This is a genomic window from Rhizobium sp. SG570, from assembly GCF_012275345.1.
Lineage (GTDB): Bacteria > Pseudomonadota > Alphaproteobacteria > Rhizobiales > Rhizobiaceae > Rhizobium > Rhizobium lusitanum.
The window spans coordinates 46596-68228 of record NZ_JAAZQI010000011.1 but is presented as its reverse complement, the minus strand read 5'-3'; the positions used below and the strand labels follow the sequence as shown (position 1 = coordinate 68228).

The window sequence follows — 21633 nt, the reverse complement described above, 5'->3', positions numbered from 1 at the left end:
TTTCCGGCATTCGATATGCGCGGCGAGGATCTGCCCATGTATAGCTATATCGGAAAGAGGTTGCTCGTCGCCATACCGACGCTGCTGATCATTTCGATCTTCGTCTTCTCCCTGCAGAAGCTCCTTCCGGGCGATCCGGTGCTGGCCATGGCAGGCGAGGAGCGCGATCCGCAGGTTCTTGAGCTGCTTCGCGAAAAATACCGGCTGAATGACCCGGTCATCTACCAATATGGCTATTGGTTGCAGGGCGTCGCGAAGGGCGATCTCGGCGTTTCGCTGCGCACCAATCAGCCGGTCTTGACGCTCATCGCGGAAAAGCTGCCGGTCACCATCCAGCTCGCCGTCATGTCGATGATCTTCGCCTTCGCCATCGGCATTCCCATGGGCATCCTCGCAGCGGTGAAGAAGAATACGCTTATCGATTTTCTCGCCAATATCGTCGCCCTCTGCGGCTTGTCCGTGCCGAATTTCTGGCTCGGGATCATGCTGATCCTGCTGATTTCGGTGAAGCTTCACTGGCTGCCCGCCTCCGGATACCAGCCGTTCTTCGAGGACCCCTGGCGCTCGATCCAGACCATGCTGATGCCCGCCTTCGTGCTCGGCAATGCGCTCGCGGCCACGCTGATGCGGCACACCCGCTCTTCGATGCTGAGCGTGCTCAGCGCCGACTATATCCGCACGGCCCGCGCGAAAGGTCTTTCCGAAGCCGCCGTCGTTTTGCAGCACACCTTCCGCAACGCCATATTGCCCATCGTCACCGTCAGCGCGCTGCTATTCGGCGAGCTGCTGGCCGGCGCGGTTTTGACCGAGCAGATCTTCACCATCCCAGGCTTCGGCAAGCTGATCGTCGATGCCGTCTTCAACCGGGATTACGCGGTGGTCCAGGGAGTCGTGCTTTGCACGGCTATCGGCTTCATCGCCATGAACCTCATCGCCGACATTCTCTATGTCCTTCTCAACCCGCGCATGAGGGCAGCGCTATGAGTACGATCGTACAGACGGCCGTAGCCGCGCCCTCGGCCAAGCGCGCTCCCAACCGCGCCTGGCGCAAGTTGAAGGCCAATAAGGGAGCATTGGTCGGGCTTGCCATCATCCTCTTCTTTGCCGTGCTCGCCGCGCTGGCGCCGATCCTGCCGATCGCCGATCCCATTGCCACCAGCTGGTCGGCGATCCGCAAGGCGCCATCAACAGCCCATTGGTTCGGCACCGACGATATCGGCCGGGACATTCTGTCCCGCATGATCTGGGGCGCGCAGGCATCGTTGATGGCAGGCATCTTTTCTGTCGCCATTGCGGTCGCCATCGGCGTGCCCTTCGGCCTGATCTCCGGCTATTACGGCGGCTGGATCGACCAGATCATCTCGCGCATCACCGAAGCCTTTCTGGCCATGCCGTTCCTGATCACAGCCATTGCTCTTGCCGCCTTTCTCGGACCGAGCCTCACCAATGCGATGATCGCGATCGGCCTTTCGGCAACGCCTGTCTTCGTACGGCTAACACGCGGTCAGGTGCTCGCGGTCAAGACGGAGGAATATGTCGAAGGCGCCCGCTCGATCGGCCTGCGCCACTTCAGCATCATCACCCGCTATATCCTGCCGAACGTCTTTGCGCCCATCCTGGTGCAGGCAACACTCACCATCGCGACCGCCATCATCGCCGAGGCCAGCCTCTCCTTCCTCGGGCTCGGCCAGCAACCGCCGGCTCCGAGCTGGGGCTCGATGCTCAACGTCGCCAAGAATTATCTGGAACAGGCGCCCTGGATGGCCATGTGGCCGGGGGCCGCCATCTTTCTCGTCGTGATCGGCTTCAATCTCCTCGGCGACGGCCTGCGCGACGCGCTCGACCCGCGCGAAGCATGAATAAACCGAAAGGATGCCCCCAATGACCGCATTCACCACGCGCCCCGAGATCCTCGGCACTTTCGGCGTCGTTACGTCAACGCACTGGATCGCCTCGGCCGTCGGCATGAGCATTCTCGAAAAGGGCGGCAACGCCTTCGACGCCGCCGCAGCGACCGGCTTCGTGCTGCAGATCGTCGAGCCGCATCTTTGCGGACCGGGCGGCGATATGCCGGCCATCCTCTATTCGAAGAAAAAGGACAAGGTCGAGGTCATCTGCGCCCAGGGACCGGCGCCGGCCGGAGCGACGATCGAGCACTATACGAGCGAGGGGTTGAAGCTGATCCCTGGCGATGGCCTGCTCGCCACCGTCATCCCCGGCTCCTTCGACGGCTGGATGCTGATGCTGCGCGACTATGGCAGGCTTACGGTCCGCGATGTTCTCGAGCCGGCAATCCACTATGCCGAGAACGGCCACCCCGTCCTGCCCCGCGTCTCCGCCACTATTGCGGGGCTCGCCGATTTCTACCGCAAGGAATGGCCGACTTCCTATGAGACCTGGCTTCCCGGAGGCTCCGCCCCGGAACCTTGGTCCAACTTCAGAAATCCGGTTCTTGCCGAAACCTGGAAGCGGGTCGTCGCGGAGGCGGAGGTGAAGAGCGGCCGCGAAGCGCAGATCGAGGCGGCACGCGATGCCTTTTATCGCGGTTTCGTCGCGGAGGCGATCGACAGCTATGTCGGCAAGGCCGAAGTGATGGATGCGAGCGGCCAGCGCCACAAGGGCGTCCTGACGGCTGATGACATGGCCAATTGGTCCGCCACCGTCGAGGAGCCGCAAACCTACGACTATCATGGCTGGACCGTCGCCAAGATCGGCCCGTGGGGCCAGGGACCGGTCTTTCTGCAGACTTTGTCGCTGCTCAAGGGTTTCGACCTCGCTGGCATGGATCCTGCCGGCGCGGACTTCGTCCACACGATCACGGAGGCCATGAAACTCGCCTTTGCCGATCGCGAGGTCTATTACGGCGATCCCAATTTCACGACCGTACCGCTCGATACCCTGCTATCGGACGCCTATGCCGATGAGCGCCGCAAGCTCATTTCCCCGGAGGCCTCGCTTGCGTTGCGCCCGGGCAAGCTGCCGGGCTTCGAAGACCAATACGATCTCACCATGAAGATGCTCGAAACTCCGGAAGCCAAGGGCGGCGCGGTCTACGAGCCCACCATGTCGCACCTGACCGAAAAGCGCGGCGATACCGTGCATATCGACGTGATCGACCGTGAGGGCAACATGGTCTCCGTCACCCCTTCCGGTGGCTGGCTGCAGTCCTCGCCGATCATTCCCGGTCTCGGCTTCTGCCTGAATTCGCGTGCGCAAATGTTCTGGCTGAAGCCGGGCCTGCCCTCTTCGCTTGCTCCGGGCAAGCGGCCGCGCACGACGCTGACGCCGACGCTTGCGCTGCACGAGGGCCGGCCGACGCTCGCCTTCGGCACACCGGGCGGCGATCAGCAGGAGCAATGGCAGCTTTCCTTCTTCCTGCGCTATGTTCACCACGGGCTGAACCTGCAGGAAGCGATCGACAAACCGCTGTTCCACAGCACGCATTTCCCGAGCTCCTTCTATCCGCGCACCCGCGAGCCCGGCGGCCTGACGGCGGAGGCCAATTTCAATACCGAAGTGCTCGATGCCCTCCGCAGGAAGGGCCATCAGCTGACCGTCGCACCCGAATGGACCGTGGGGCGGCTCACCGCAGCACGGCGAGATAAAGATGGCCTCTTGCGCGCTGCAGCAACACCGCGTTTGATGCAAGCCTATGCCATTGGGAGATAGAGCCGATGACCTGGTCGATCGTTGCCCGTGAGCCGGAAACCGGCCATCTCGCCATTGCCGTCGCGACCCGCTTTTTCGCCGTCGGCAGCATCGTGCCGCATATTCGCGGCGGCATCGGCGCCGTCGCGACGCAGGCTTTCGCAAGCCCGCTCTACGGCATCGACGGACTTGCGATGCTCGCCGCCGGTCATACACCGACCGAGATTCTGCAAGCGCTGAGTGCCCGCGACGAAGGCCGCGAGCAACGCCAGTTCCATCTGATCGACAGCAAGGGCAACAGCGCCGCCTTCACCGGCGCCCGATGCATCGACTGGGCAGGCCATCTCGTTGACGACAATGTCTCGGTTGCCGGCAATATGCTGGCGGGACCGCAGGTGATTGCCGAGACGCTTGCGACCTTTAAGAAAACGACAGGAAAGCCGCTCGCCGAGCGGCTGCTCGAAGCCATGCGCGCCGGCGAGCATGCCGGTGGCGACAAGCGCGGCAAGCAATCGGCCGCGCTCGTGATTTACCGCGATCAGGACTATGCCTGGCTGAACATCCGCGTCGACGACAGCGCCGACCCGCTTGCCGAACTCGAACGACTCTATGCCGTCGCGCAGGAGCGCTATCTGCACGTCGCCGAAACCATGCCGACACGGCAGAACCCGAGCGGGATGACCGACCGCCGCGAGATCGACGAGAGGATTGCTGCTCTTGAAGCCGCAAGGATCGCCGAGGGTCGTCCTTCGGCCTCCTTCGCCACCGCGCCGGTACCATCATGAACAGCGTCGATTGATGCCCGGCCAGTGCGCAAGATCATAAAAAGGGGACGCCATGACAACCGTTACAACGCAGCAAACCAAACCGGATGCACAGCCTGTTCTCTCGGTCTCCAATCTGACGACCTCGTTTCTCGTCGATGGCGAATGGCATCAGGTGGTCAAGAACATCTCCTTCGACGTCATGCCGGGAGAAACGGTTGCGATTGTCGGCGAAAGCGGCTCCGGCAAGAGCGTCACCTCGCTTTCGATCATGCGCCTGCTTGCCAGGGGCGGCAGCCGTATCGAAGGTTCCGTCAGGCTCAAAGGCCGCGATATCCTTACTCTTCCGGAAGGGGAGATGCGCAGGGTCAGAGGCAAGGACATCGCCATGATCTTTCAGGAGCCGATGACCAGCCTCAACCCGATCTTCACCATCGGCCGGCAGATTTCCGAAGCGCTCACCTGCCACGGCGATATCTCCAAGGCAGAAGCCAGGGCAGAGACGATCCGCCTGCTGGAGAAGGTGCGCATCCCCAACGCAATCTCGCGCTTTGACGAATATCCTCATCAGTTTTCCGGCGGCATGCGCCAGCGCGTGATGATCGCCATGGCGCTCGCCAGCCGCCCGAAACTATTGATCGCCGACGAGCCGACGACGGCTCTCGACGTCACCATTCAGGGGCAGATCCTCGACCTCATCAAGGTGCTGCAGGAGGAGGAAGGCATGTCCGTTCTCTTCATCACCCACGACATGGGTGTCGTTGCCGAGATTTCCGACCGCACCATCGTCATGTATCGCGGCGAGGCGGTGGAAACCGGCAAGACCGACGACATCTTCCATCGCGGCCAGCATCCCTATACCCGCGCGCTGTTGTCGGCCGTGCCGCGGCTCGGCTCGATGAAGGATCAGGCCCAGCCGCTGCGTTTCCCCATCGTCGATATCAGCACCGGCGAGCGCAGCGAACCCAAGGCGCTTGCCGACACCGTCGATCGCGGCAAGACGCCGGTTCTCGAGGTCAAGAACCTCGTCACCCGGTTCGATCTTCGCGGTGGGCTGCTGGGGCGCCCGACCGGCGCCATCCACGCAGTTGAAAACGTCTCCTTCGATCTTGCCCAAGGAGAAACACTGTCGCTGGTGGGAGAATCCGGTTGCGGCAAGTCGACGACCGGGCGCTCCATCATGCGCCTCATCAATCCCAAATCCGGTGACGTTCGTCTCGACGGCTATGACGTGATGAAGCTCGGCGCGCTCGATCTGCGCCGCATGCGCCGCAGCATCCAGATGATTTTCCAGGACCCCTTCGCCAGCCTCAACCCGCGCATGACGATCGGAGCGGCGGTCGCCGAACCCTTCATCGAGCATCGTCTCGGTTCACGCGCGGAAGCCCGCGAAAAGGCCGCCGATCTTCTGGAGCGCGTCGGCCTCAAGGCTGATATGATGGGCCGTTACCCCCACGAATTCTCGGGCGGCCAGCGCCAGCGCATCTGTATCGCCCGCGCACTCGCCCTCGATCCGAAGGTGATCGTTGCCGACGAAAGCGTCTCGGCGCTCGACGTGTCGATCAAGGCGCAGGTCTGCAATCTGCTGATGGACCTGCAACAGAGCCTCAATCTATCCTATCTTTTCATCTCGCATGATATGGCCGTGGTCGAGCGCGTCAGCCATCGCGTTGCGGTGATGTATCTCGGCGAAATCGTCGAGATCGGCCCGCGTGCCTCGGTGTTCGAAAACCCGCAGCATCCCTATACGAGGAAGCTGATAGCGGCAGTGCCCGTGCCGGATCCGTCGCGTCGCGGCATCAAGCGCAATCTGGGCGTCGACGAATTGAAGAGCCCGGTGCGGCCGGTCGGATACATCACGCCGACGCGACACTACCGTGAAGTGTCGAACGGCCATCTGGTCCGGATGGAGGAGGCCGCCTGAGCAGGATTTTGACCTTGACGGCCGTCAAATCCAAGCAAATATCGGCATCCTATTTTCCATCTCACTTGGAGTGAACGAAATGACCGACAACGTGCTCGATATTCCGGTAAAGAAGATCGACGGCAGCGATACGACGCTCGCCGATTATCGCGGTAAGGTCATCATGGTCGTCAACGTCGCCTCCAAATGCGGGCTGACGGTGCAATATGAGGGGCTGGAAAAGCTTTACGAGGACAAGCGCGACGAAGGCTTCGTCATTGCAGGCTTCCCGGCCAATGATTTCAAGGGCCAGGAACCCGGCACGAACGAGGACATTCTGAGCTTCTGCACGCTGACCTATGACGTGCAGTTCCCGATGTTTTCCAAGATCGCTGTCACGGGCGAAGAGCGGCATCCGCTCTACGACGGCTTGATCGCCTCCGGCGTCGAAACGACCGGCGACGGCCCGATGCGCGAACGCCTGGCGAAACACGGCCTTGAGACCGGCCAAGACGGCGGCATCGTCTGGAACTTCGAAAAGTTCCTGATAGGCCGCGACGGCAAGGTCGCCGCCCGCTTTGCACCTGATGTTACGGCCGACGATCCGCGCTTGCTCTCCGTTTTGGAAAAGGAGCTGGCGCGCGCCGGCTGAGGCAGCTCGGCACCTCGCGCATTTCCAAAATAAGGCATTACCTCAATAGGTTGCGCCTTTTCCAAGGCTGCAGCACGAGGCCTGCTCAGCCGTATGACGTAATTGCCTCCCCTCCCGCCCGAGAGTATGTTTCAGCTTCCGTATATATCTGGACGGAACGCTGCATCAATTCTGATGGGAGGATGTCATGCGCGAACCTGATATGCAGAAACTCGATGCCCTAGTCGGACGCCTGGTCGGCGATCTCGGCGCGGCAGTCTCGGGTGTGTTGGTAACACTCGGAGATCATCTCGGCCTGTTCAAGGCCATGGCGGACGGAACACCGATGACTTCGGCTGAGTTAGCCGACAAAGTCGGCGTGAAAGAGCGCTATGTGCGCGAATGGCTTTCGGCTCAGGCGGCGGCCGATTATGTCAGCTATGACGACAAGACCGAGCGCTTCCACCTGACGCCGGAACAGGCGATGGTGTTTGCGGAGGAAAACAGTCCCGCCTTCTTCACCGGCGCCTTCGATGTCGTTCAATCCATGTGGCTTGACGAACCGAAGATCGCCAATGCCTTCAGGACCGGCAGCGGCCTCGGCTGGCATGAGCACAGCGCCTGCCTGTTCCGCGGCACGGAGCGTTTCTTCCGGCCGGGCTACAACAGCCATCTCGTCTCGGAATGGATACCGGCGCTGAAGGGTTTAGAGGAAAAGCTTAAAGCCGGCGCCGCCGTCGCCGATGTCGGCTGTGGCCATGGCGCCTCGACCATCCTGATGGCGGAAGCCTATCCAAACTCGACCTTCTTCGGCTTCGACTATCATCTTCCCTCCATCGAGCGAGCGAAAGCTGCGGCGAAGGAAGCGGGCGTCGACGGTCGCATCACCTTCGAACAGGCGAGTGCCAAGGACTTCCCGGCTGCCGGCTATGATCTCGTGACGATGTTCGATTGCCTGCACGACATGGGCGATCCTGTCGGCGCCGGCAAACATGTCAAGGACAGCCTTACCGACGACGGCACCTGGATGATCGTCGAGCCTTTTGCGCATGATTGCCTGAAGGACAATCTCAACCCGGTCGGCCGCGTCTTCTACGGCGCATCGACGATGATCTGCACGCCGGCCTCGCTGTCGCAGGAAGTCGGGCTGGGTTTAGGCGCGCAAGCCGGCGAGTTGAAACTGCGCAAGGTCGCTATGGATGCGGGCTATTCGCATTTCCGAAAGGCGACCGAAACGCCGTTCAATATGGTCTTCGAAGTCAAGGCATGAAAATGGCGCCGCGCGCTCCGCAGAACGCGCGACGCCATCTGATCTTTTATAGACGCTGCCCGTCTTCGCCGAACAGCGACGCGAGCGCCGGCTGGAAATAGACCGGCTGCTCGCTTTCGAGCGCAACCTCCTCGTCGGCATCGATGCGCACCGATATGGTCTCGTTGCCGACCTGGCCCCAGATCAGATTGTCCGAGCCCATCGGCTCGACGATGCTGAAGGTCGCCGGCAGATTCGAGGCACGATCGCTGGCGGGCGTGAACTGCATCTGTTCCGGCCGCACGCCGAGCGTTGCCGTACGCCCCTCCCCGGGCGTGCCGGAAAACTGGTAGCCGTTGAGATCGATCGTGCGGCCATCGGTCAGCACGAAGGCAGGCAAGCCGTTGTTGCTCGTCACCTTCCCCGACAGGAAGTTCATGGAGGGCGAGCCGACGAAGCCCGCCACGAAGCGATTGACAGGGCGACGATAGATTTCCTTCGGCGTGGCGAACTGCTGGATGACGCCGCCGCTCATGACAGCGATACGATCGGCCAACGTCAGCGCCTCGATCTGGTCGTGCGTGACGTAGATCATGGTGGAGCCGAGGCCGCTATGCAGGCGCTTCAGCTCGACGCGCAGTTCGGTTCGAAGCTTGGCATCGAGGTTGGACAGCGGCTCGTCGAACAGGAAGACATCGACGTCGCGCACCAGGGCGCGGCCGATGGCGACGCGCTGGCGCTGGCCGCCGGACAATTCTCCCGGTCGCCGCTTGCGCAGGGGGTCGATCTGCAGGATCTGCACGGCGCGGTCGACGCGCTTGGCAATCTCCTCCTTCGCCATGCCGGCGATGCGCAGCCCGAAGGAGAGATTTCCTTCGACCGTCATCGTCGGATAGAGCGCATAGGATTGAAACACCATGCCGATACCGCGATCCTTCGGCTCCTCCCAGGTGACGTTCTTGTCGCCGATCCAGATCTGGCCATCGCTGATATCGGTGAGGCCGGCAATGGCATTGAGCAGGGTCGACTTGCCGCAGCCGGACGGACCGAGCAGAACGATGAACTCGCCCGACCTCACCTCGAGATTGAGCGATTTCAGGACGCCGACGCTGCCGAAACCGATTGCAAGTTCGCGAATGGAAACATTGGCCATGAACTATCCCTTGACTGCGCCGGCGGTGATACCCCGCACGAACCAGCGACCCGAACCGAAATAGACGATCAACGGAACCAGGGCGGTCAGAATGGTTGCCGCCATGTTGACGTTGTAGAGTTTCTCGCCCTGGGTGGAGTTGACGATATTGTTGAGCTGCACGGTCATGGGGAAGTTTTCCCGGCCGGCGAAGACGACGCCGAACAGGAAGTCGTTCCAGATACCGGTGACCTGCAGGATCCCCGCCACCACAAGGATCGGAATGGACATGGGGATCATCAGCCGGAAGAAGATCTGCCATAGCCCCGCGCCGTCGATGCGGGCAGCCTTGAACAGCTCCATCGGCAGGCTGGAATAATAATTGCGGAACAGCAGCGTCAGAACAGGCAGGCCGAACACCGTATGGGTGATGATGATGCAGGGCAGCGTCGAATAGATGCCGACATCGCGATAGATGAGAACCAGCGGATAGATGAAGACCTGGTAGGGAATGAAGGCCCCCAGCAAGAGGATGGCGAAAAGGACATTCGAGCCCCTCACCCGCCAAAAGGAAAGCGCATAGCCGGTCAGCGACGAGATGAAGATCGACAGGATCATGCTCGGAATCAGGATCTTTACCGAGTTCCAGAAGCCGACGCTGATACCGCCGCATTCAAGGCCGGTGCAGGCCGTGCTCCACGCCTGCACCCAGGCCTCCGTCGTCCACATCAGCGGGAAGGCAAAGATATTGCCCTGCCGGATCTCCGGCATGGATTTGAACGAGGTGACGAGCATCACATAAAGCGGCAGCAGGAAGAACATTGCCGCCATGACGAGAAAGGCGTAGAGGCCGATGCGCCCGGGAGTAAAGTGCTGCGGTTTGCGCCCGGTCGGGCCCTGCATGGCGGCTGCGACGGAAGATGGCATCGTCATCAGTTCCCCCTCGGTTTTTCACGGAAATATTCGTAGTAGAGCCAGGGCGTTACCACGATGACCACGGTGACGAACATGACGGTCGACGCCGCTGTGGCAAGGCCGATATTGCCGCGGCCGAACAGGTAATCCATGATGAATTTCCCGGGCACCTCGGTCGAAATTCCCGGGCCGCCGCCGGTGGTCGCCAGAACCAGCTCATAGACCCTGACCACGGCGATCGCCAGAAGAACGCTGGCGGTGATAATGGTCGGTCTCAGAATCGGTATGACGATGTGGAGATAGACGCGCCAGCTCGGGATGCCGTCGATGCGCGTCGCCTTCCACAGCTCGCGGTCGACGCCGCGCAATCCCGCCAGCATGATCGCCATTACGAGGCCCGTCGATTGCCATATGCCGGCAAGCACGATGACGTAGAGCGCCAGATTGCTCTGGACGATCCAGTCGAAGCGGAACCAGGTGAAGCCGATGCTGTCTGCAACCTTCTGCAGGCCGAGCGTCGGATTCATGATCCACTGCCAGACAAGGCCTGTCACGATGAAGGACATGGCGAAGGGATAGAGGAAGATCGTCCGGAACGTATTTTCGAAGCGAACCTTCTGGTCCAGCGCCACGGCAAGAAGGAAGCCGAGGATCAGGCAGCCGGCAATGAACAGAAAGCCGAAAAGCACGACGTTCTGCAGCGATATCTGCCAGCGTGCGGTGTCAAACAGCCGCTCGTACTGCTTGGTGCCGACAAAGATGTTGACCGGCAGCACCTTGCTGTCTGTGAAAGATATCCAGATGTTCCAGACAACCGTCACGACATAGGCGAGAAGGACGATGACGAAAGCAGGGAAAAGGGCGATATAGGGCGAAAAACGCATTCTCCTGCGGGTGGCGCCCGTCTTTACGACGGTCACACCGACAGTGGCGGCGCTTGTTTCAGGTGTGCTCATGACGCTCCTCCTCAGCATTCATGAAAACCGGCGGCAGGCCGGCCCTGCCGCCGCATGGATGTCGACTGAAGCTTACTTCGCCTGTTCTATGACCTTGGCAAACTGGTCGGCGAACTGATCGGGCGTCATGCTCGGTGTCGTCCAGTACTGGGCGACGAGGTCCTGTTCGGTCTGAACGATATCCTGCGATGTCAGCACGTCGGAGGTCAGGATCTGACGGCTCGGATCCTTGAGCGCGTTCAGACCCTTCTGAGCGCAGGCATCGAGCTTCGACGTGTCGACGTCGAGACGAACCGGTACCGAACCCTTCTTGGAGTTGAAGGCGAGCTGGCCTTCCTTGGACATGATGACCGTTGCCAGCAGGGTCTGAGCGTCGACCGCTGCCTTGTCCTTCAGGACCGGGAAGACGAAGATGTCGCCGCCCATCATGAAGTTCGATTCGCCCGGCCCGAGGATGCAGCCGAAATCCTTGTCGGCGACGAGGCCTGCATGGATGAATTCGCCCTTGGCCCAGTCGCCCATAAACTGGATGCCGGCCTTGCCGTCGATCAGCATGCCGGTCGCGACGTTCCAGTCGCGGTTCGGGCTGCCCGGATCCTGGTAGTTGCGCAGCTTGGCGAAGACCTCGGCGACATGTTTGAACTTGTCGGACTTGACCGCATCCTTATCGAGATCCTTCCAGACCTTGCCGTAGAGATCCTTGCCGCCCTCACCGAGAAGGATGGCGTTGAACATCAACTGGAGCTGCCAGGGCTGGCCGCCAACGGCGACCGGGATCAGCCCGGCGGCCTTGATCTTGTCGAGCGCGGCAAACATTTCATCCCAGGTTTTCGGCTCCTCGGTCACGCCCGCCTTGGCGAAAACGGGCTTGGAATAGAACAGCCAGTTTTGGCCGTGGTCATTGATCGGCGCGCCGTAGATATGGTCCTGGAACTGAATCGCCTGATAGAAGGCGGGCGTCAGGACGGATTTCCAATCCTGCTCCTTGGCCAGATCATCAAGCGGTCGCAGCAGACCTTGCTGGGCCAGGTCGTTCATCTGCGTGCCGGTGTTGAACTGCATGGCCGTCGGCGGGTTGCCGCCGATGATGCGGTTGATGCCGATCGGGCGAGCGGTCGAGCCGGATCCGGCAATCGCGGTATCCACCCATTCGCCGCCGGCAGCGTTGAAGGCCTTGGCCAGTTCCTTCACGGCGGCGGCTTCGCCCCCGGATGTCCACCAATGCAAGACTTCGGCTTTCTTGCCGTCGGCCAGAGCGCCGGTCACGCTTGCCGCGACCAGCGCCGTGGCGCCGACCAATGCCATCATCAATTTACGCATACGTTCCTCCTCCTTTGATAACGTTCTCCAAACGCCCGTGCTCAGCCGCCGCCATCTTCAGACATCGGATGCCGAATTTCACGGTCCTCCAAAACCGTACCGCCGGGCCTCCATTCCCTGCGGCGAGTGGCCAATGCTCCCTTACGCATCGTCCCTTCGTCAAGCCCACAGTCCGAAAGGACTGCATTTTCCCAACCTATAGCGCAGCCTATGCGAAACGTCCCTCATTAATTGTGCGATCTATCGGATCCGGGCGACCACAGCTGCTGTGGATTGCAACCACGCCGCGTGACTGGGCCGACCGCTCGAATGCCGTCATGACTTCCAAGGCGTGGAAGGCAAGTTCCGACGATACCCGATGCTGGCGTCCCGAGCGAAGGGAATCAACCATTTCAGCCGCGCCCAAACCGCGCAGCCCGAGATGGCCGGGCACACCCTCGGTATAGGGATGGTCGACCGGAACCTCCTCCCAGGCATCAGTGCCTTCGCGGAATATCTCGACCTTGCCGGTAAAGTTGTTCGGATCCGGCGTCACCATGGTTCCTTCCGAGCCATAAAGCTCGATCTGGTTGTGCTTGTGCTTGATGACATCGAAGCTGGTCGCGATGGTCACCGTCGCGCCGCTATGGAACTCCATGACGCCAGTCAGATGCGTCGGCACCAGTACCTTGATCGTCTCGCCGCGATGCGGATCGGTCTTCACCGTGCGCTCGATGCGAGTGATCTTGGCGGTGCCGAAAACCTCGCGCACGGGGCCGAGCAAGGCAATGAGGTTGGTCACGTAGTAGGGACCGACATCCAGCATCGGCCCACCGCCACGGCCGTAGAAGAAGGCCGGATTGGGATGCCAATGCTCATGGCCGGGCAAGAGCAGCATGGCGGTGGCCGAGATCGTCTTGCCGATGCGGCCTTCATCCAGCAGCCGCCGTGTCAATTGATGACCGCCGCCGAGGAAGGTGTCGGGCGCGCAACCGAGCCGCAGGTCACCGGCACGGGCGATCGACATGAGTTCCTCGGCCTCTGCCATGGAAACGCCGAGCGGCTTTTCGGAATAGACATGCTTGCCGGCAAGAAGCGCCTTCTTGCTGATGGCATAATGCGAGACTGGCGTCGTCAAATTGATGATCAGGCCGATTTCCGGATCGGCCAACATCGTATCCAGCGCCACGGCCTCAATACCGAACTGCGCAGCCAGCTTCTGCGCCGATGAATCATAGAGATCGTAGATCGATTTCACACGGATAAAATCGAACATATGCAGGGTTGCGACATAGGTGGCGCTGATATTGCCGGCGCCGACGATGCCGACTTTCATGGGCTCATTGCTCATTGGGATTGCCTCTAGGAAATGATGATGTCGAGTTCGGCGGCGGCGGCGCGCAGATAGCTCATGCCGCGTCGCATCTCCTCGTCGAATTCCGGTGTCGCTTCACGGAAATGCGTCCAGTGAGACGCTCCCGGCGCATCCTCCAGCTCCAGCGTGATCGGACCGGAATAGCCGATCGCCTGCAGTGCCGCGAAAATCGCCTTCCAGTCGATCTTGCCGCGCCCCGGCCGCCAGTGGGCATTGGTATGGCCCTCATTGTCGGAGAAATGGGTGTTGAAGATGCGGTCGCCGAGTGCCAGCACGACGTAGTGCGGCATGTCGCCGGCCGGAAAGAGGTGGCTCGGATCGAAATTCAGGCCGAGGTTGGGAGCGCCTGTGCGCTCGATCAGACGCTGCATGCCTTGGCCAGAGCTGACCCAGCGATAGGGATGCGGCTCGATCGCCACGCGCAGGCCTGCCGAAGCAGCGATTTCGCAAGCCTTGGCAAAACCATCGACGACCACATCATATTCGCCCGTCCAGTCCCATTGCGGCTCGACCGCCGCCGTCCACTCCTGCGAAATCGGCCGTTGCAAGATCGGCTTGACGTCGGACTGAAAGGGATAGGGCGTCATGCTGGTGACGATGGGCGTGCCGATCTCCGCCGCCACATCCATTCCGCGCTTATAGCCATCGAGATCGACGCTTGAAGTCGCCGCTTCCGCCACGCGGCTGAAGGGCAGATTGAAGAAGAAGTTGGTGAGCACCAGCCCCTCGCCATCGGCGATCTGCTTCAGCTCGCGAATGGTCTCCTGCGTGTAATAGGCCAGCATGTCGACCGACCATGCGGTGAGTTCGAAGCCCTTGCAGCCGGTGCGGGCAAGTCGCCGCAGCGGTGCCGCGTAAGGCGGGTTCCAGTTGAACGTCCAGATTGGCGATCCGAAAAAAAGCGCGCCTTGGCTCACGTCATCCTCCCTTGGAATGTGGCTGCCCGCCTGCGGCAGGGCCTCCGTGCCTTCGTCGATATTTTTGCCAATCGGAGCCTCAAACCCCTCCGAATGACAATTCGTAACGTTACGATTGTTGGATAATCACGATGCTGTCAAGCGATCATTTTCTCAGCAACAGGCGCGGCATTTCCCATAAATGCGCAAAATCGTAACGTTACGAATATCTTCCAGGGCTCGGCTGATGTTACCGACTGCTGCGCATATCAGGCAGAGAGTAGCTGACTATTTTGATCGACGAATTCGGCCTGAACGATTTCGCGTAGCTCAGCGGGATCGTCACCGGCGATCGCCCGGGTTAGAAAGGCGGCCAACCGCTCGCCGATCGCATGATTGGAGTAATAGAAAGTACTGAGCGGTGGATTGAAGAAATCGGGCAATGCCGTGCCGCCATAGGTGATCAGCGCGAAATCCTGCCCACCCTGTCGGCCTGCGTCCCGCAAGCCGGCCAGGAAGCCCAGAGCCGCCTCCTCGCTCGCGACGAAGGCGGCGGTCGCTTCCGGATTTTGCGTGACGACGCGCTTTGCCAATTCGCGACCATTATCCGGCGTTCCCGCCGTGAAGTGGATCTGTTCGCCCGTAACATCGAGATGCCGCTCGGCAAAGGCCTTGCGCCATCCCCGGACGAACTGAAGGCTATAGGTGAATTGACTGCTGGGCGCGATCAGCAACGGCTTGCGATGACCGGCATCCAGAAGCAGGCGCGCGGCCTGCGCGCCGATCACCTCGTGATCAAGGTCTATGCTCGGATGGACGCTCAACAATTCGGTGCGGCCGAAGGTGACAAAAGGCATGCCGACCTCAAGCAGATATTTGACGCGGTCGTCCTGCGGCGTCGTATGCGTGATGATGATGCCGTCGACGGACCCTTCCTCGACGATATCGCGCACCGTCGCGAAGGGATCATCCGCCTGCAGTTGCGGCACGATGGTGGTCCGGTATCCCCGCGCCTTCATGTAGCGCGACGCACCCTCGATCAGCGAGGCGACGACGATATTCACCTCGCCCTCGCGCCCGAATGGCAGCACGATGCCGATGGCGTGGGTCTTGCCGGTGCGCAGATTGATACCGCCGAGATTGGGGCGATAACCAAGCTCGCTCGCCGCTCGCTTGACCAGTTCGATCGTCTCGCGATTGACCTCGGGTCCCTCTTTCAAAGCCCGGCTGACGGTTGTGACCGAAAGGCCGAGAGCAGTCGCGACCGTTCGCAAAGTCACGCGCTGGCCAGCTTCGCGCCGCAGGCCGCGCCCTAGTCCCAATCCATGCACTTTCGACAAATCTTTCTGCTCCGTCATATCAACGTGACAATGCCCGCCGGCGAATGGCGACGCAAGCGCGGAGCCGCGCTCATCGCAACGGAAAGACCAGCAGGCCCCGCCGGCGCATATGCTCGACAGCAAATTGCTTAATGCAACTTTTTGTAATTGACATTCATAAAGGCAATTTTAAAGTGCAAATCATTGCTCGCTACTTTTGAAAGAATAGCTCATGGACAAATATACCAAAACTGTTTTGTCAATCATTGCCGTCGCGCTTGCAGCGATCGCCATCCAAAACACGATCACGCCGGCACAAGCCGTCGGTGGCGGTTGTGGTTTGGAGACTTATAGGCCCTGCTACGTAAAGCTCGTAAACTAACAAAACCCATCGTTCGCAGCCCGAGCTCGCTGACCGGATTCTCCGGATCTGCCGTTTGGGCCGATATCGGCGGATCCGAAACTGCGGATCGACATCGCAGATAGTGGCAATGGCATGCCCGGAAGTGCTCCCGGGCAGCCTCTTTGCTACCCAATCGTTTATGAACTAGCGATTTTTCGTGCAGTCTGAATGGCCGTGCGGGCACCGGCCCGCAACTGCGCCGTTTCCGCGCCGGCGATGACCAGATCGAGGCCAAGTTTCAGATATTGCCCGGCGCGATCGCCATCGCCGCCGAAGGCGCAGATCACCTTGCCATGGGCGCGGCAACGTGCAAGCACCGTCGACAGCGCCTGATCGATCGCCGCACTTTCCGGCGCCAATCGCGCACCGTTCGAAAGCGCGATGGAAAGATCGGATGGGCCGACAAAAATGCCATCGATACCATCGACAGCAAGTATCTCGTCGATGGCGTCGAGCGCCATGCGGGTTTCCACCATAGCGATGGTGACGGTCAGACTATTGGCGCTCTGCAGATAGTCTTCCGCTGAAATGCCGAAATGATTGAGCGCAAGCGAAGGCCCCCAGCTACGCTCGCCGAGCGGCGGATATTTCGTCGCCTTCACCAGAGCGCGAGCGTCATCGGCGGAATTGATCATCGGCGCGATGATGGCGGAGGCACCCGCATCCAGAAGCCGCGAGGCGGAGGCGAAATCGCCGACCGGGATGCGGGCGATCGCCGGCTTGCCGGCGAGCCTTACATGCGCAATGCCGTTGGCGGCCGACGCCATGTCCCACATGCCATGCTGCATATCCAGCACAACGGTATCGAAGTCTTCCTGCGCCAGGTGATTGACGAACAGCGGGTCGGGTGTGCCGATCCAGGCAGAGATCATACCGCCATTCTCGCGACGCTTCAGGCGCCCGGCAAAGCCGTTAATGTCAGTCGTCATATTGATTTTCCTCACCTAATCGAGCGCAAGCCCTATCTTTCGAGATGGCCTTCGACAATCAAATCAAGGCCGCCACTACCGCCGACAATACTCAATTCCGACGCCCGGGCCACTCGAAAGTGACCATCCGACGCAAGCGCGTCAAAAAAGCCGACCCTAGCGTGATTGCCACCGCACGGCGGGCCGCTTCATCCCGAACCTGACAGATGAACATGACAAATATCCGGATATTTTCGCTGCTTGGCTGGCCGATAGCACGATCGGTTGATGACAAGATGTTTGAAAATCACAACGCGGCAAGGCCATGGCTTCCATGACGGAAAAAACACCGTAAAACACTATCGACGCCGCGCCATGCGCGCGGATGCACACAAGGCAGACAGAGGACGTCGACGACATGCAGCAGCGAGACTTTTTCAAGCCCGGCCGTTCGGTCACCGTTTCGGACAAGGGCATGGCCGCCACCTCCCATCCGCTGGCAACACTCGCCGCCGTCGACATCCTGCGTGCCGGCGGCAATGCCGTCGACGCCGCGGTCGCTGCGGTCGCGCTGCAGTCGGTCATCGATCCCCACATGACCGGCATCGGCGGCGACTGCTTCGCCCTCTATAGTGCCGCCGGCGGCATGCCGGTCGCGCTCAACGGCTCCGGCCGCGCGCCACAAAAGGCAAAACTCGACTATTTCCTCGAACAGGGCTTCACCGCCATTCCCGACGACAGCCCACATGCCGTCACCATTCCCGGCGCGATCGATGCATGGTGCCGGCTGATCGGCACCTACGGCAGGCTGGATATGGGCCGCGTACTGGCTCCGGCCATCGCCGCCGCGGAAGACGGCTATTGCATCACGCCGCGTGTCGAACTCGACTGGCATCGTTACAGCGACCGCGTCGCCAAATATCAGGATTCGGCCGCCTACTTCCTGCCGAACGGCCGGGCGCCGAGAACGGGTGAACGCGTCACCAATCCCGCCCTCGCCGCGACGCTGAAGGCCATCGCCAGGGATGGCCGCAACGCCTTCTATCGCGGCCCGGTGGCCGAGGAGATCACCGCGCTTCTGAAATCGCTGGGCGGCCTGCACGAGGAAAGCGATTTCGCCGACTACAAGGCGTTCGAGACCAAGCCGATCTCCGGCAAGTTCCGCGGCCGCGATCTTCTGGAATGCCCTCCGAACGGTCAGGGCCTTGCGGCGTTGCTGATCACCCGCATCCTCGACGGTTTCGATCTTCGCGACCCGAAGCTTTCCGAAGCCGATCGCATCCACCTGCATGCCGAAGCGACCAAGGCGGGCTATGCCATGCGCGATCAACTGATCTGCGATCCCGATTATCTGACCTTCGACATAGACGAACTGCTGTCGGAGCACTCGGTCGCGGCCATGCGGGCAAAGATCAGCCTCGAGCGCGCCGCCGATGCCAAAATCTGGGATGGGCCGACGCATCGCGACACCGTCTACGTCTCCGTCGTCGATCGCGATGGCAACACCATTTCACTGATCAATTCGGTCTTCATGGCCTTCGGCAGCGGCATCTATGCCCCGCGCTCGGGTGTCCTGCTGCAAAACCGCGGCGCCGGCTTCGTCGTCAAGCAGGGCCATCCAAACGCCATCGGCCCCGGCAAACTGCCCTTCCACACGATCATCCCGGCGATGCTGATGGAAAACGGCAAGGTGCTCATGAGCTTCGGCATCATGGGCGGGCAATATCAGGCGGCTGGCCATGCCCATATGCTGACCCAGATCCTCGACCGCGATCTCGATCCGCAGCAGGCAAGCGACCAGCCACGCAGCTTCTGCTTCGGCGGCAAGCTGTCGCTGGAGCCGACGATATCGGAAGAAACCAAGCGAAATCTCGAACGCCGCGGCCATGTCGTCGAATGGGCGGACGAGCCGATCGGCGGTGCGCAAGCGATCATGATCGATCACGAGCGCGGCATCCTGCTCGGCGGATCCGACCACCGCAAGGATGGCATCGCGCTTGGCTATTGAGTTCGAATATTGACGGAGCAAGAGGTGGGGCCTATATTATGACTACACTAGTCATATAGGTGACCTATGAGAGAAATTCAGTTGAAGGACGCGAAGGCAACACTTTCCGCCGTTGTCGATGACGCTCTCAGCGGCAATGCGGCCGTCATCACCCGCCATGGCGAACGCACCGCCGTCATCATTTCCTATGACGAATATCAAAAGCTGAAGCAGGTTCCGTCCTTTGGTTGGTTGCTAACCAATGCACCGCTGGAAGATGACGACCTGCCCGTGCGCAAGCCGGGCCGACTGCTGCGCGATAACGATATCTGATGTATCTTCTGGATACGAACATCATTTCCGCGACATCGCCGCTGCGTGCGCAAGATTTACTGTCACAAACGGTTCGGGCATGGGTTGCGGCCCATGCCGATCGGCTTTTCCTATCCGCGATAACCGTCGCTGAAATAGAAACTGGGATCGCGAAGGCCCATCGAACAGGTGCCAGCCAGAAAGCCAGTCTGCTTGGCGAATGGCTCGCGCTCGTCCTCCATCTCTATGGCGAACGTATCCTGGCGTTCGACGCGGCAACGGCCCGCATCGCCGGTCGCCTGTTCGACCAAGCGGTCGGGAGTGGCGGAAACCCTGGGTTCGAAGATGCAGCCATCGCCGCAACGGCGCTGCGGCATGATTACACGGTTCTCACCCGGAACCTGAGACACTTCGAGTTAATGGATGTTCGCTCGCTCGATCCGTTCGCCAATCCACCGGAACTATAAGGTCCTCAGATAATCCCGCCGCTGCCGCCAACCGAGGTCGGTCGTTCGCCGGCAACCTTGCGGCGATAGCCGCTTGCCCTGTAGGTCGCGACGGGATCGATGGCGCCGCCGGCGCGACGGCGGGCTTCGGCGAGGATCGGCTCGACATCGGCGCGATAGGCGCGCTTCAGCGTTTCCGACGCCATCAGCGCGTCGTTGGCATCCTGATAGTCCGCCAGCGCATTTCGGTCGACGATCAGCGCCTGCGCATAAGCGCGGCGGATCTCGTTGGCGCTGGAAATCAGGCTCTCGATCGGATCGGTGACATTGTGCGATTGGTCGATCATGTGCGCCGGATTGAAATCGTTGACGCCGCGCCGTTCGGCATCGACCAACTCGTTGAAGACGAGGAACAGGCGGTAGGGCTCGATGGCGCCGGCGTCGAGATCGTCATCGCCATATTTGGAATCGTTGAAGTGGAAGCCGCCAAGCTTGCCGAACTGAATGAGGCGCGCGACGATCATTTCGATGTTGGTGTTCGGCGCGTGATGGCCGAGGTCGACAAGGCAGTGGGCTTTCGGGCCCAGTGTCTGCGCGATCAGGTAGTTGGTGCCCCAATCCTGCACGATCGTGGAATAGAAGGCCGGCTCGTACATCTTGTGTTCGGAAAACAACCGCCAGTCATCAGGCAGCGCCTTGTAGATATCCGCCATGGACGCGAGATAGCGCTCGAATGCCCTCGTGAAATTGCTCTGTCCGGGAAAGTTCGAACCGTCGCCGATCCAGACGGTCAGCGCCTTCGAGCCGATCGCCTTGCCGATCTCGATACATTCGATGTTGTGCTCGACGGCCTGGGCGCGGGTTGCGGCATCGACATGGCTGAGCGAACCGAACTTATAGGAATGCGCCTGGCCGGGCGCATCGGAGAAAGTGTTGGAATTCATGGCATCGAAGCCGAGGCCGAGCGCATCGCCCTTCGCCTTCAATTCGCGGGGATCCGCCTTGTCCCAAGGGATATGCAGCGAGACCTTGGGCGTTGCGCGCGTCAATTGCTGAATGACGGCGCAATCGTCGAGCTTGTCGAAAATGCCGCGTGGCTCGCCGGTGCCAGGGAAGCGGGCAAAGCGCGTGCCGCCGGTGCCGACACCCCAGGACGGGACGGCGACGAAGAATTCCGAGACCTTCGTCGTCACGGTTTCGATATCGACGCCACGGCGGGCGAGTGTGGCGCCCAGCGCCTCGTAATCGGATTTGAGCGCAGCGGCGCGCTTGTCGTTTTCGGCAGCGACCAGATCAGGCGCAATTCTAAACTCGGCCATTCTTTCCTCCCAGATACGTCATTCGAAATGTTACAGCGTTTCGATCGTGCGGCCTCCTCTTCTCCCCAGCGGGGAGAAGATGCCCAACGGGCAGATGAGGGGGACAAGGAGCGTGGCGACGAGTATCTTGAGCACCAGCAAAAGATAAAACTGCGTTTTGCCGCGCCCCCT

General features: G+C 60.8%; 19 protein-coding genes. 10 read left to right on the top strand and 9 right to left on the bottom strand.

Annotation, left to right across the window (positions count from 1 at the left end; genetic code table 11):
- Positions 1–36: 36 nt before the first annotated feature.
- The 7 genes from FHT28_RS21620 to FHT28_RS21590 all read left to right on the top strand — a co-directional run bounded on the left by FHT28_RS21620 (position 37) and on the right by FHT28_RS21590 (position 8216).
- Positions 37–984 (top strand): ABC transporter permease, encoded by a 948-nt coding sequence (locus FHT28_RS21620; protein ID WP_037193196.1) that lies wholly within the window; start codon positions 37–39, stop codon positions 982–984.
- On the top strand, positions 981–1859 hold the full coding sequence (locus FHT28_RS21615) for an ABC transporter permease (protein WP_037192429.1): 879 nt from the start codon (positions 981–983) through the stop codon (positions 1857–1859). The genes FHT28_RS21620 and FHT28_RS21615 overlap by 4 nt, the downstream gene beginning before the upstream one ends.
- Before the next feature lie 22 nt (positions 1860–1881).
- On the top strand, positions 1882–3669 hold the full coding sequence (locus FHT28_RS21610) for a gamma-glutamyltransferase family protein (protein ID WP_168597313.1): 1788 nt from the start codon (positions 1882–1884) through the stop codon (positions 3667–3669).
- 5 nt (positions 3670–3674) lie between these two features.
- Positions 3675–4433 (top strand): DUF1028 domain-containing protein, encoded by a 759-nt coding sequence (locus FHT28_RS21605; protein WP_168597312.1) that lies wholly within the window; start codon positions 3675–3677, stop codon positions 4431–4433.
- A 52-nt stretch (positions 4434–4485) separates the two neighbouring features.
- Entirely contained in the window at positions 4486–6336 is a 1851-nt protein-coding gene (locus FHT28_RS21600; protein ID WP_168597311.1) for an ABC transporter ATP-binding protein, read from the top strand.
- A gap of 79 nt (positions 6337–6415) precedes the next feature.
- A complete protein-coding gene (locus tag FHT28_RS21595; RefSeq protein WP_037192437.1) occupies positions 6416–6967 on the top strand; it encodes a glutathione peroxidase in 552 nt (183 codons plus the stop codon).
- 187 nt (positions 6968–7154) lie between these two features.
- Entirely contained in the window at positions 7155–8216 is a 1062-nt protein-coding gene (locus FHT28_RS21590; protein WP_168597310.1) for a class I SAM-dependent methyltransferase, read from the top strand.
- A 46-nt stretch (positions 8217–8262) separates the two neighbouring features.
- Here the strand turns inward: FHT28_RS21590 and FHT28_RS21585 are convergent, their stop codons facing one another.
- The 8 genes from FHT28_RS21585 to FHT28_RS21550 form a co-directional block, all read right to left on the bottom strand.
- Positions 8263–9348: an ABC transporter ATP-binding protein gene (locus tag FHT28_RS21585; RefSeq protein ID WP_047554665.1), complete on the bottom strand. Its 1086-nt coding sequence runs from the start codon at positions 9346–9348 to the stop codon at positions 8263–8265.
- Positions 9349–9351: 3 nt separating this feature from the next.
- Positions 9352–10260 carry a carbohydrate ABC transporter permease gene (locus FHT28_RS21580; RefSeq protein WP_051963305.1) on the bottom strand — a complete coding sequence of 303 codons (909 nt, stop codon included), beginning with the start codon at positions 10258–10260 and terminating at the stop codon, positions 9352–9354.
- Positions 10260–11198 (bottom strand): sugar ABC transporter permease, encoded by a 939-nt coding sequence (locus FHT28_RS21575; RefSeq protein ID WP_080760458.1) that lies wholly within the window; start codon positions 11196–11198, stop codon positions 10260–10262. Before FHT28_RS21575 ends, FHT28_RS21580 begins: the two co-directional genes overlap by 1 nt.
- A 72-nt stretch (positions 11199–11270) precedes the next feature.
- Positions 11271–12518 (bottom strand): ABC transporter substrate-binding protein, encoded by a 1248-nt coding sequence (locus FHT28_RS21570; protein WP_080760457.1) that lies wholly within the window; start codon positions 12516–12518, stop codon positions 11271–11273.
- A gap of 208 nt (positions 12519–12726) precedes the next feature.
- Complete coding sequence (locus tag FHT28_RS21565) at positions 12727–13848, bottom strand: Gfo/Idh/MocA family oxidoreductase (RefSeq protein WP_047554663.1); 1122 nt, start codon at positions 13846–13848, stop codon at positions 12727–12729.
- An 11-nt stretch (positions 13849–13859) separates the two neighbouring features.
- On the bottom strand, positions 13860–14789 hold the full coding sequence (locus FHT28_RS21560; protein WP_168597309.1) for a sugar phosphate isomerase/epimerase family protein: 930 nt from the start codon (positions 14787–14789) through the stop codon (positions 13860–13862).
- A 248-nt stretch (positions 14790–15037) separates the two neighbouring features.
- On the bottom strand, positions 15038–16099 hold the full coding sequence (locus FHT28_RS21555) for a LacI family transcriptional regulator (protein WP_348645009.1): 1062 nt from the start codon (positions 16097–16099) through the stop codon (positions 15038–15040).
- Between the two features lie 528 nt (positions 16100–16627).
- A complete protein-coding gene (locus FHT28_RS21550) occupies positions 16628–17419 on the bottom strand; it encodes an aldolase/citrate lyase family protein (protein WP_037192451.1) in 792 nt (263 codons plus the stop codon).
- A gap of 397 nt (positions 17420–17816) precedes the next feature.
- Here FHT28_RS21550 and ggt point away from each other — a divergent pair, with 397 nt between their 5' ends.
- The 3 genes from ggt to FHT28_RS21535 all read left to right on the top strand — a co-directional run bounded on the left by ggt (position 17817) and on the right by FHT28_RS21535 (position 20164).
- Positions 17817–19406, top strand: a complete 1590-nt coding sequence (gene ggt, locus FHT28_RS21545; RefSeq protein ID WP_037193204.1) for a gamma-glutamyltransferase — start codon at positions 17817–17819, stop codon at positions 19404–19406.
- 66 nt (positions 19407–19472) lie between these two features.
- Positions 19473–19718, top strand: a complete 246-nt coding sequence (locus FHT28_RS21540) for a type II toxin-antitoxin system Phd/YefM family antitoxin (protein ID WP_037192453.1) — start codon at positions 19473–19475, stop codon at positions 19716–19718.
- Complete coding sequence (locus FHT28_RS21535) at positions 19718–20164, top strand: type II toxin-antitoxin system VapC family toxin (RefSeq protein WP_168597307.1); 447 nt, start codon at positions 19718–19720, stop codon at positions 20162–20164. Before FHT28_RS21540 ends, FHT28_RS21535 begins: the two co-directional genes overlap by 1 nt.
- A gap of 5 nt (positions 20165–20169) precedes the next feature.
- Here the strand turns inward: FHT28_RS21535 and rhaI are convergent, their stop codons facing one another.
- Positions 20170–21462 (bottom strand): L-rhamnose catabolism isomerase, encoded by a 1293-nt coding sequence (gene rhaI, locus FHT28_RS21530; protein WP_037192457.1) that lies wholly within the window; start codon positions 21460–21462, stop codon positions 20170–20172.
- Between the last annotated feature and the right edge of the window lie 171 nt (positions 21463–21633).

Coding starts and splice junctions, on each gene's coding strand:
- FHT28_RS21620 (WP_037193196.1), top strand. CDS start 37: ATGTATAGCTATATCGGAAAGAGGTTGCTCGTCGCCATACCGACGCTG.
- FHT28_RS21615 (WP_037192429.1), top strand. CDS start 981: ATGAGTACGATCGTACAGACGGCCGTAGCCGCGCCCTCGGCCAAGCGC.
- FHT28_RS21610 (WP_168597313.1), top strand. CDS start 1,882: ATGACCGCATTCACCACGCGCCCCGAGATCCTCGGCACTTTCGGCGTC.
- FHT28_RS21605 (WP_168597312.1), top strand. CDS start 3,675: ATGACCTGGTCGATCGTTGCCCGTGAGCCGGAAACCGGCCATCTCGCC.
- FHT28_RS21600 (WP_168597311.1), top strand. CDS start 4,486: ATGACAACCGTTACAACGCAGCAAACCAAACCGGATGCACAGCCTGTT.
- FHT28_RS21595 (WP_037192437.1), top strand. CDS start 6,416: ATGACCGACAACGTGCTCGATATTCCGGTAAAGAAGATCGACGGCAGC.
- FHT28_RS21590 (WP_168597310.1), top strand. CDS start 7,155: ATGCGCGAACCTGATATGCAGAAACTCGATGCCCTAGTCGGACGCCTG.
- FHT28_RS21585 (WP_047554665.1), bottom strand. CDS start 9,348: ATGGCCAATGTTTCCATTCGCGAACTTGCAATCGGTTTCGGCAGCGTC.
- FHT28_RS21580 (WP_051963305.1), bottom strand. CDS start 10,260: ATGACGATGCCATCTTCCGTCGCAGCCGCCATGCAGGGCCCGACCGGG.
- FHT28_RS21575 (WP_080760458.1), bottom strand. CDS start 11,198: ATGAGCACACCTGAAACAAGCGCCGCCACTGTCGGTGTGACCGTCGTA.
- FHT28_RS21570 (WP_080760457.1), bottom strand. CDS start 12,518: ATGCGTAAATTGATGATGGCATTGGTCGGCGCCACGGCGCTGGTCGCG.
- FHT28_RS21565 (WP_047554663.1), bottom strand. CDS start 13,848: ATGAGCAATGAGCCCATGAAAGTCGGCATCGTCGGCGCCGGCAATATC.
- FHT28_RS21550 (WP_037192451.1), bottom strand. CDS start 17,419: ATGACGACTGACATTAACGGCTTTGCCGGGCGCCTGAAGCGTCGCGAG.
- ggt (WP_037193204.1), top strand. CDS start 17,817: ATGCAGCAGCGAGACTTTTTCAAGCCCGGCCGTTCGGTCACCGTTTCG.
- FHT28_RS21540 (WP_037192453.1), top strand. CDS start 19,473: ATGAGAGAAATTCAGTTGAAGGACGCGAAGGCAACACTTTCCGCCGTT.
- FHT28_RS21535 (WP_168597307.1), top strand. CDS start 19,718: ATGTATCTTCTGGATACGAACATCATTTCCGCGACATCGCCGCTGCGT.
- rhaI (WP_037192457.1), bottom strand. CDS start 21,462: ATGGCCGAGTTTAGAATTGCGCCTGATCTGGTCGCTGCCGAAAACGAC.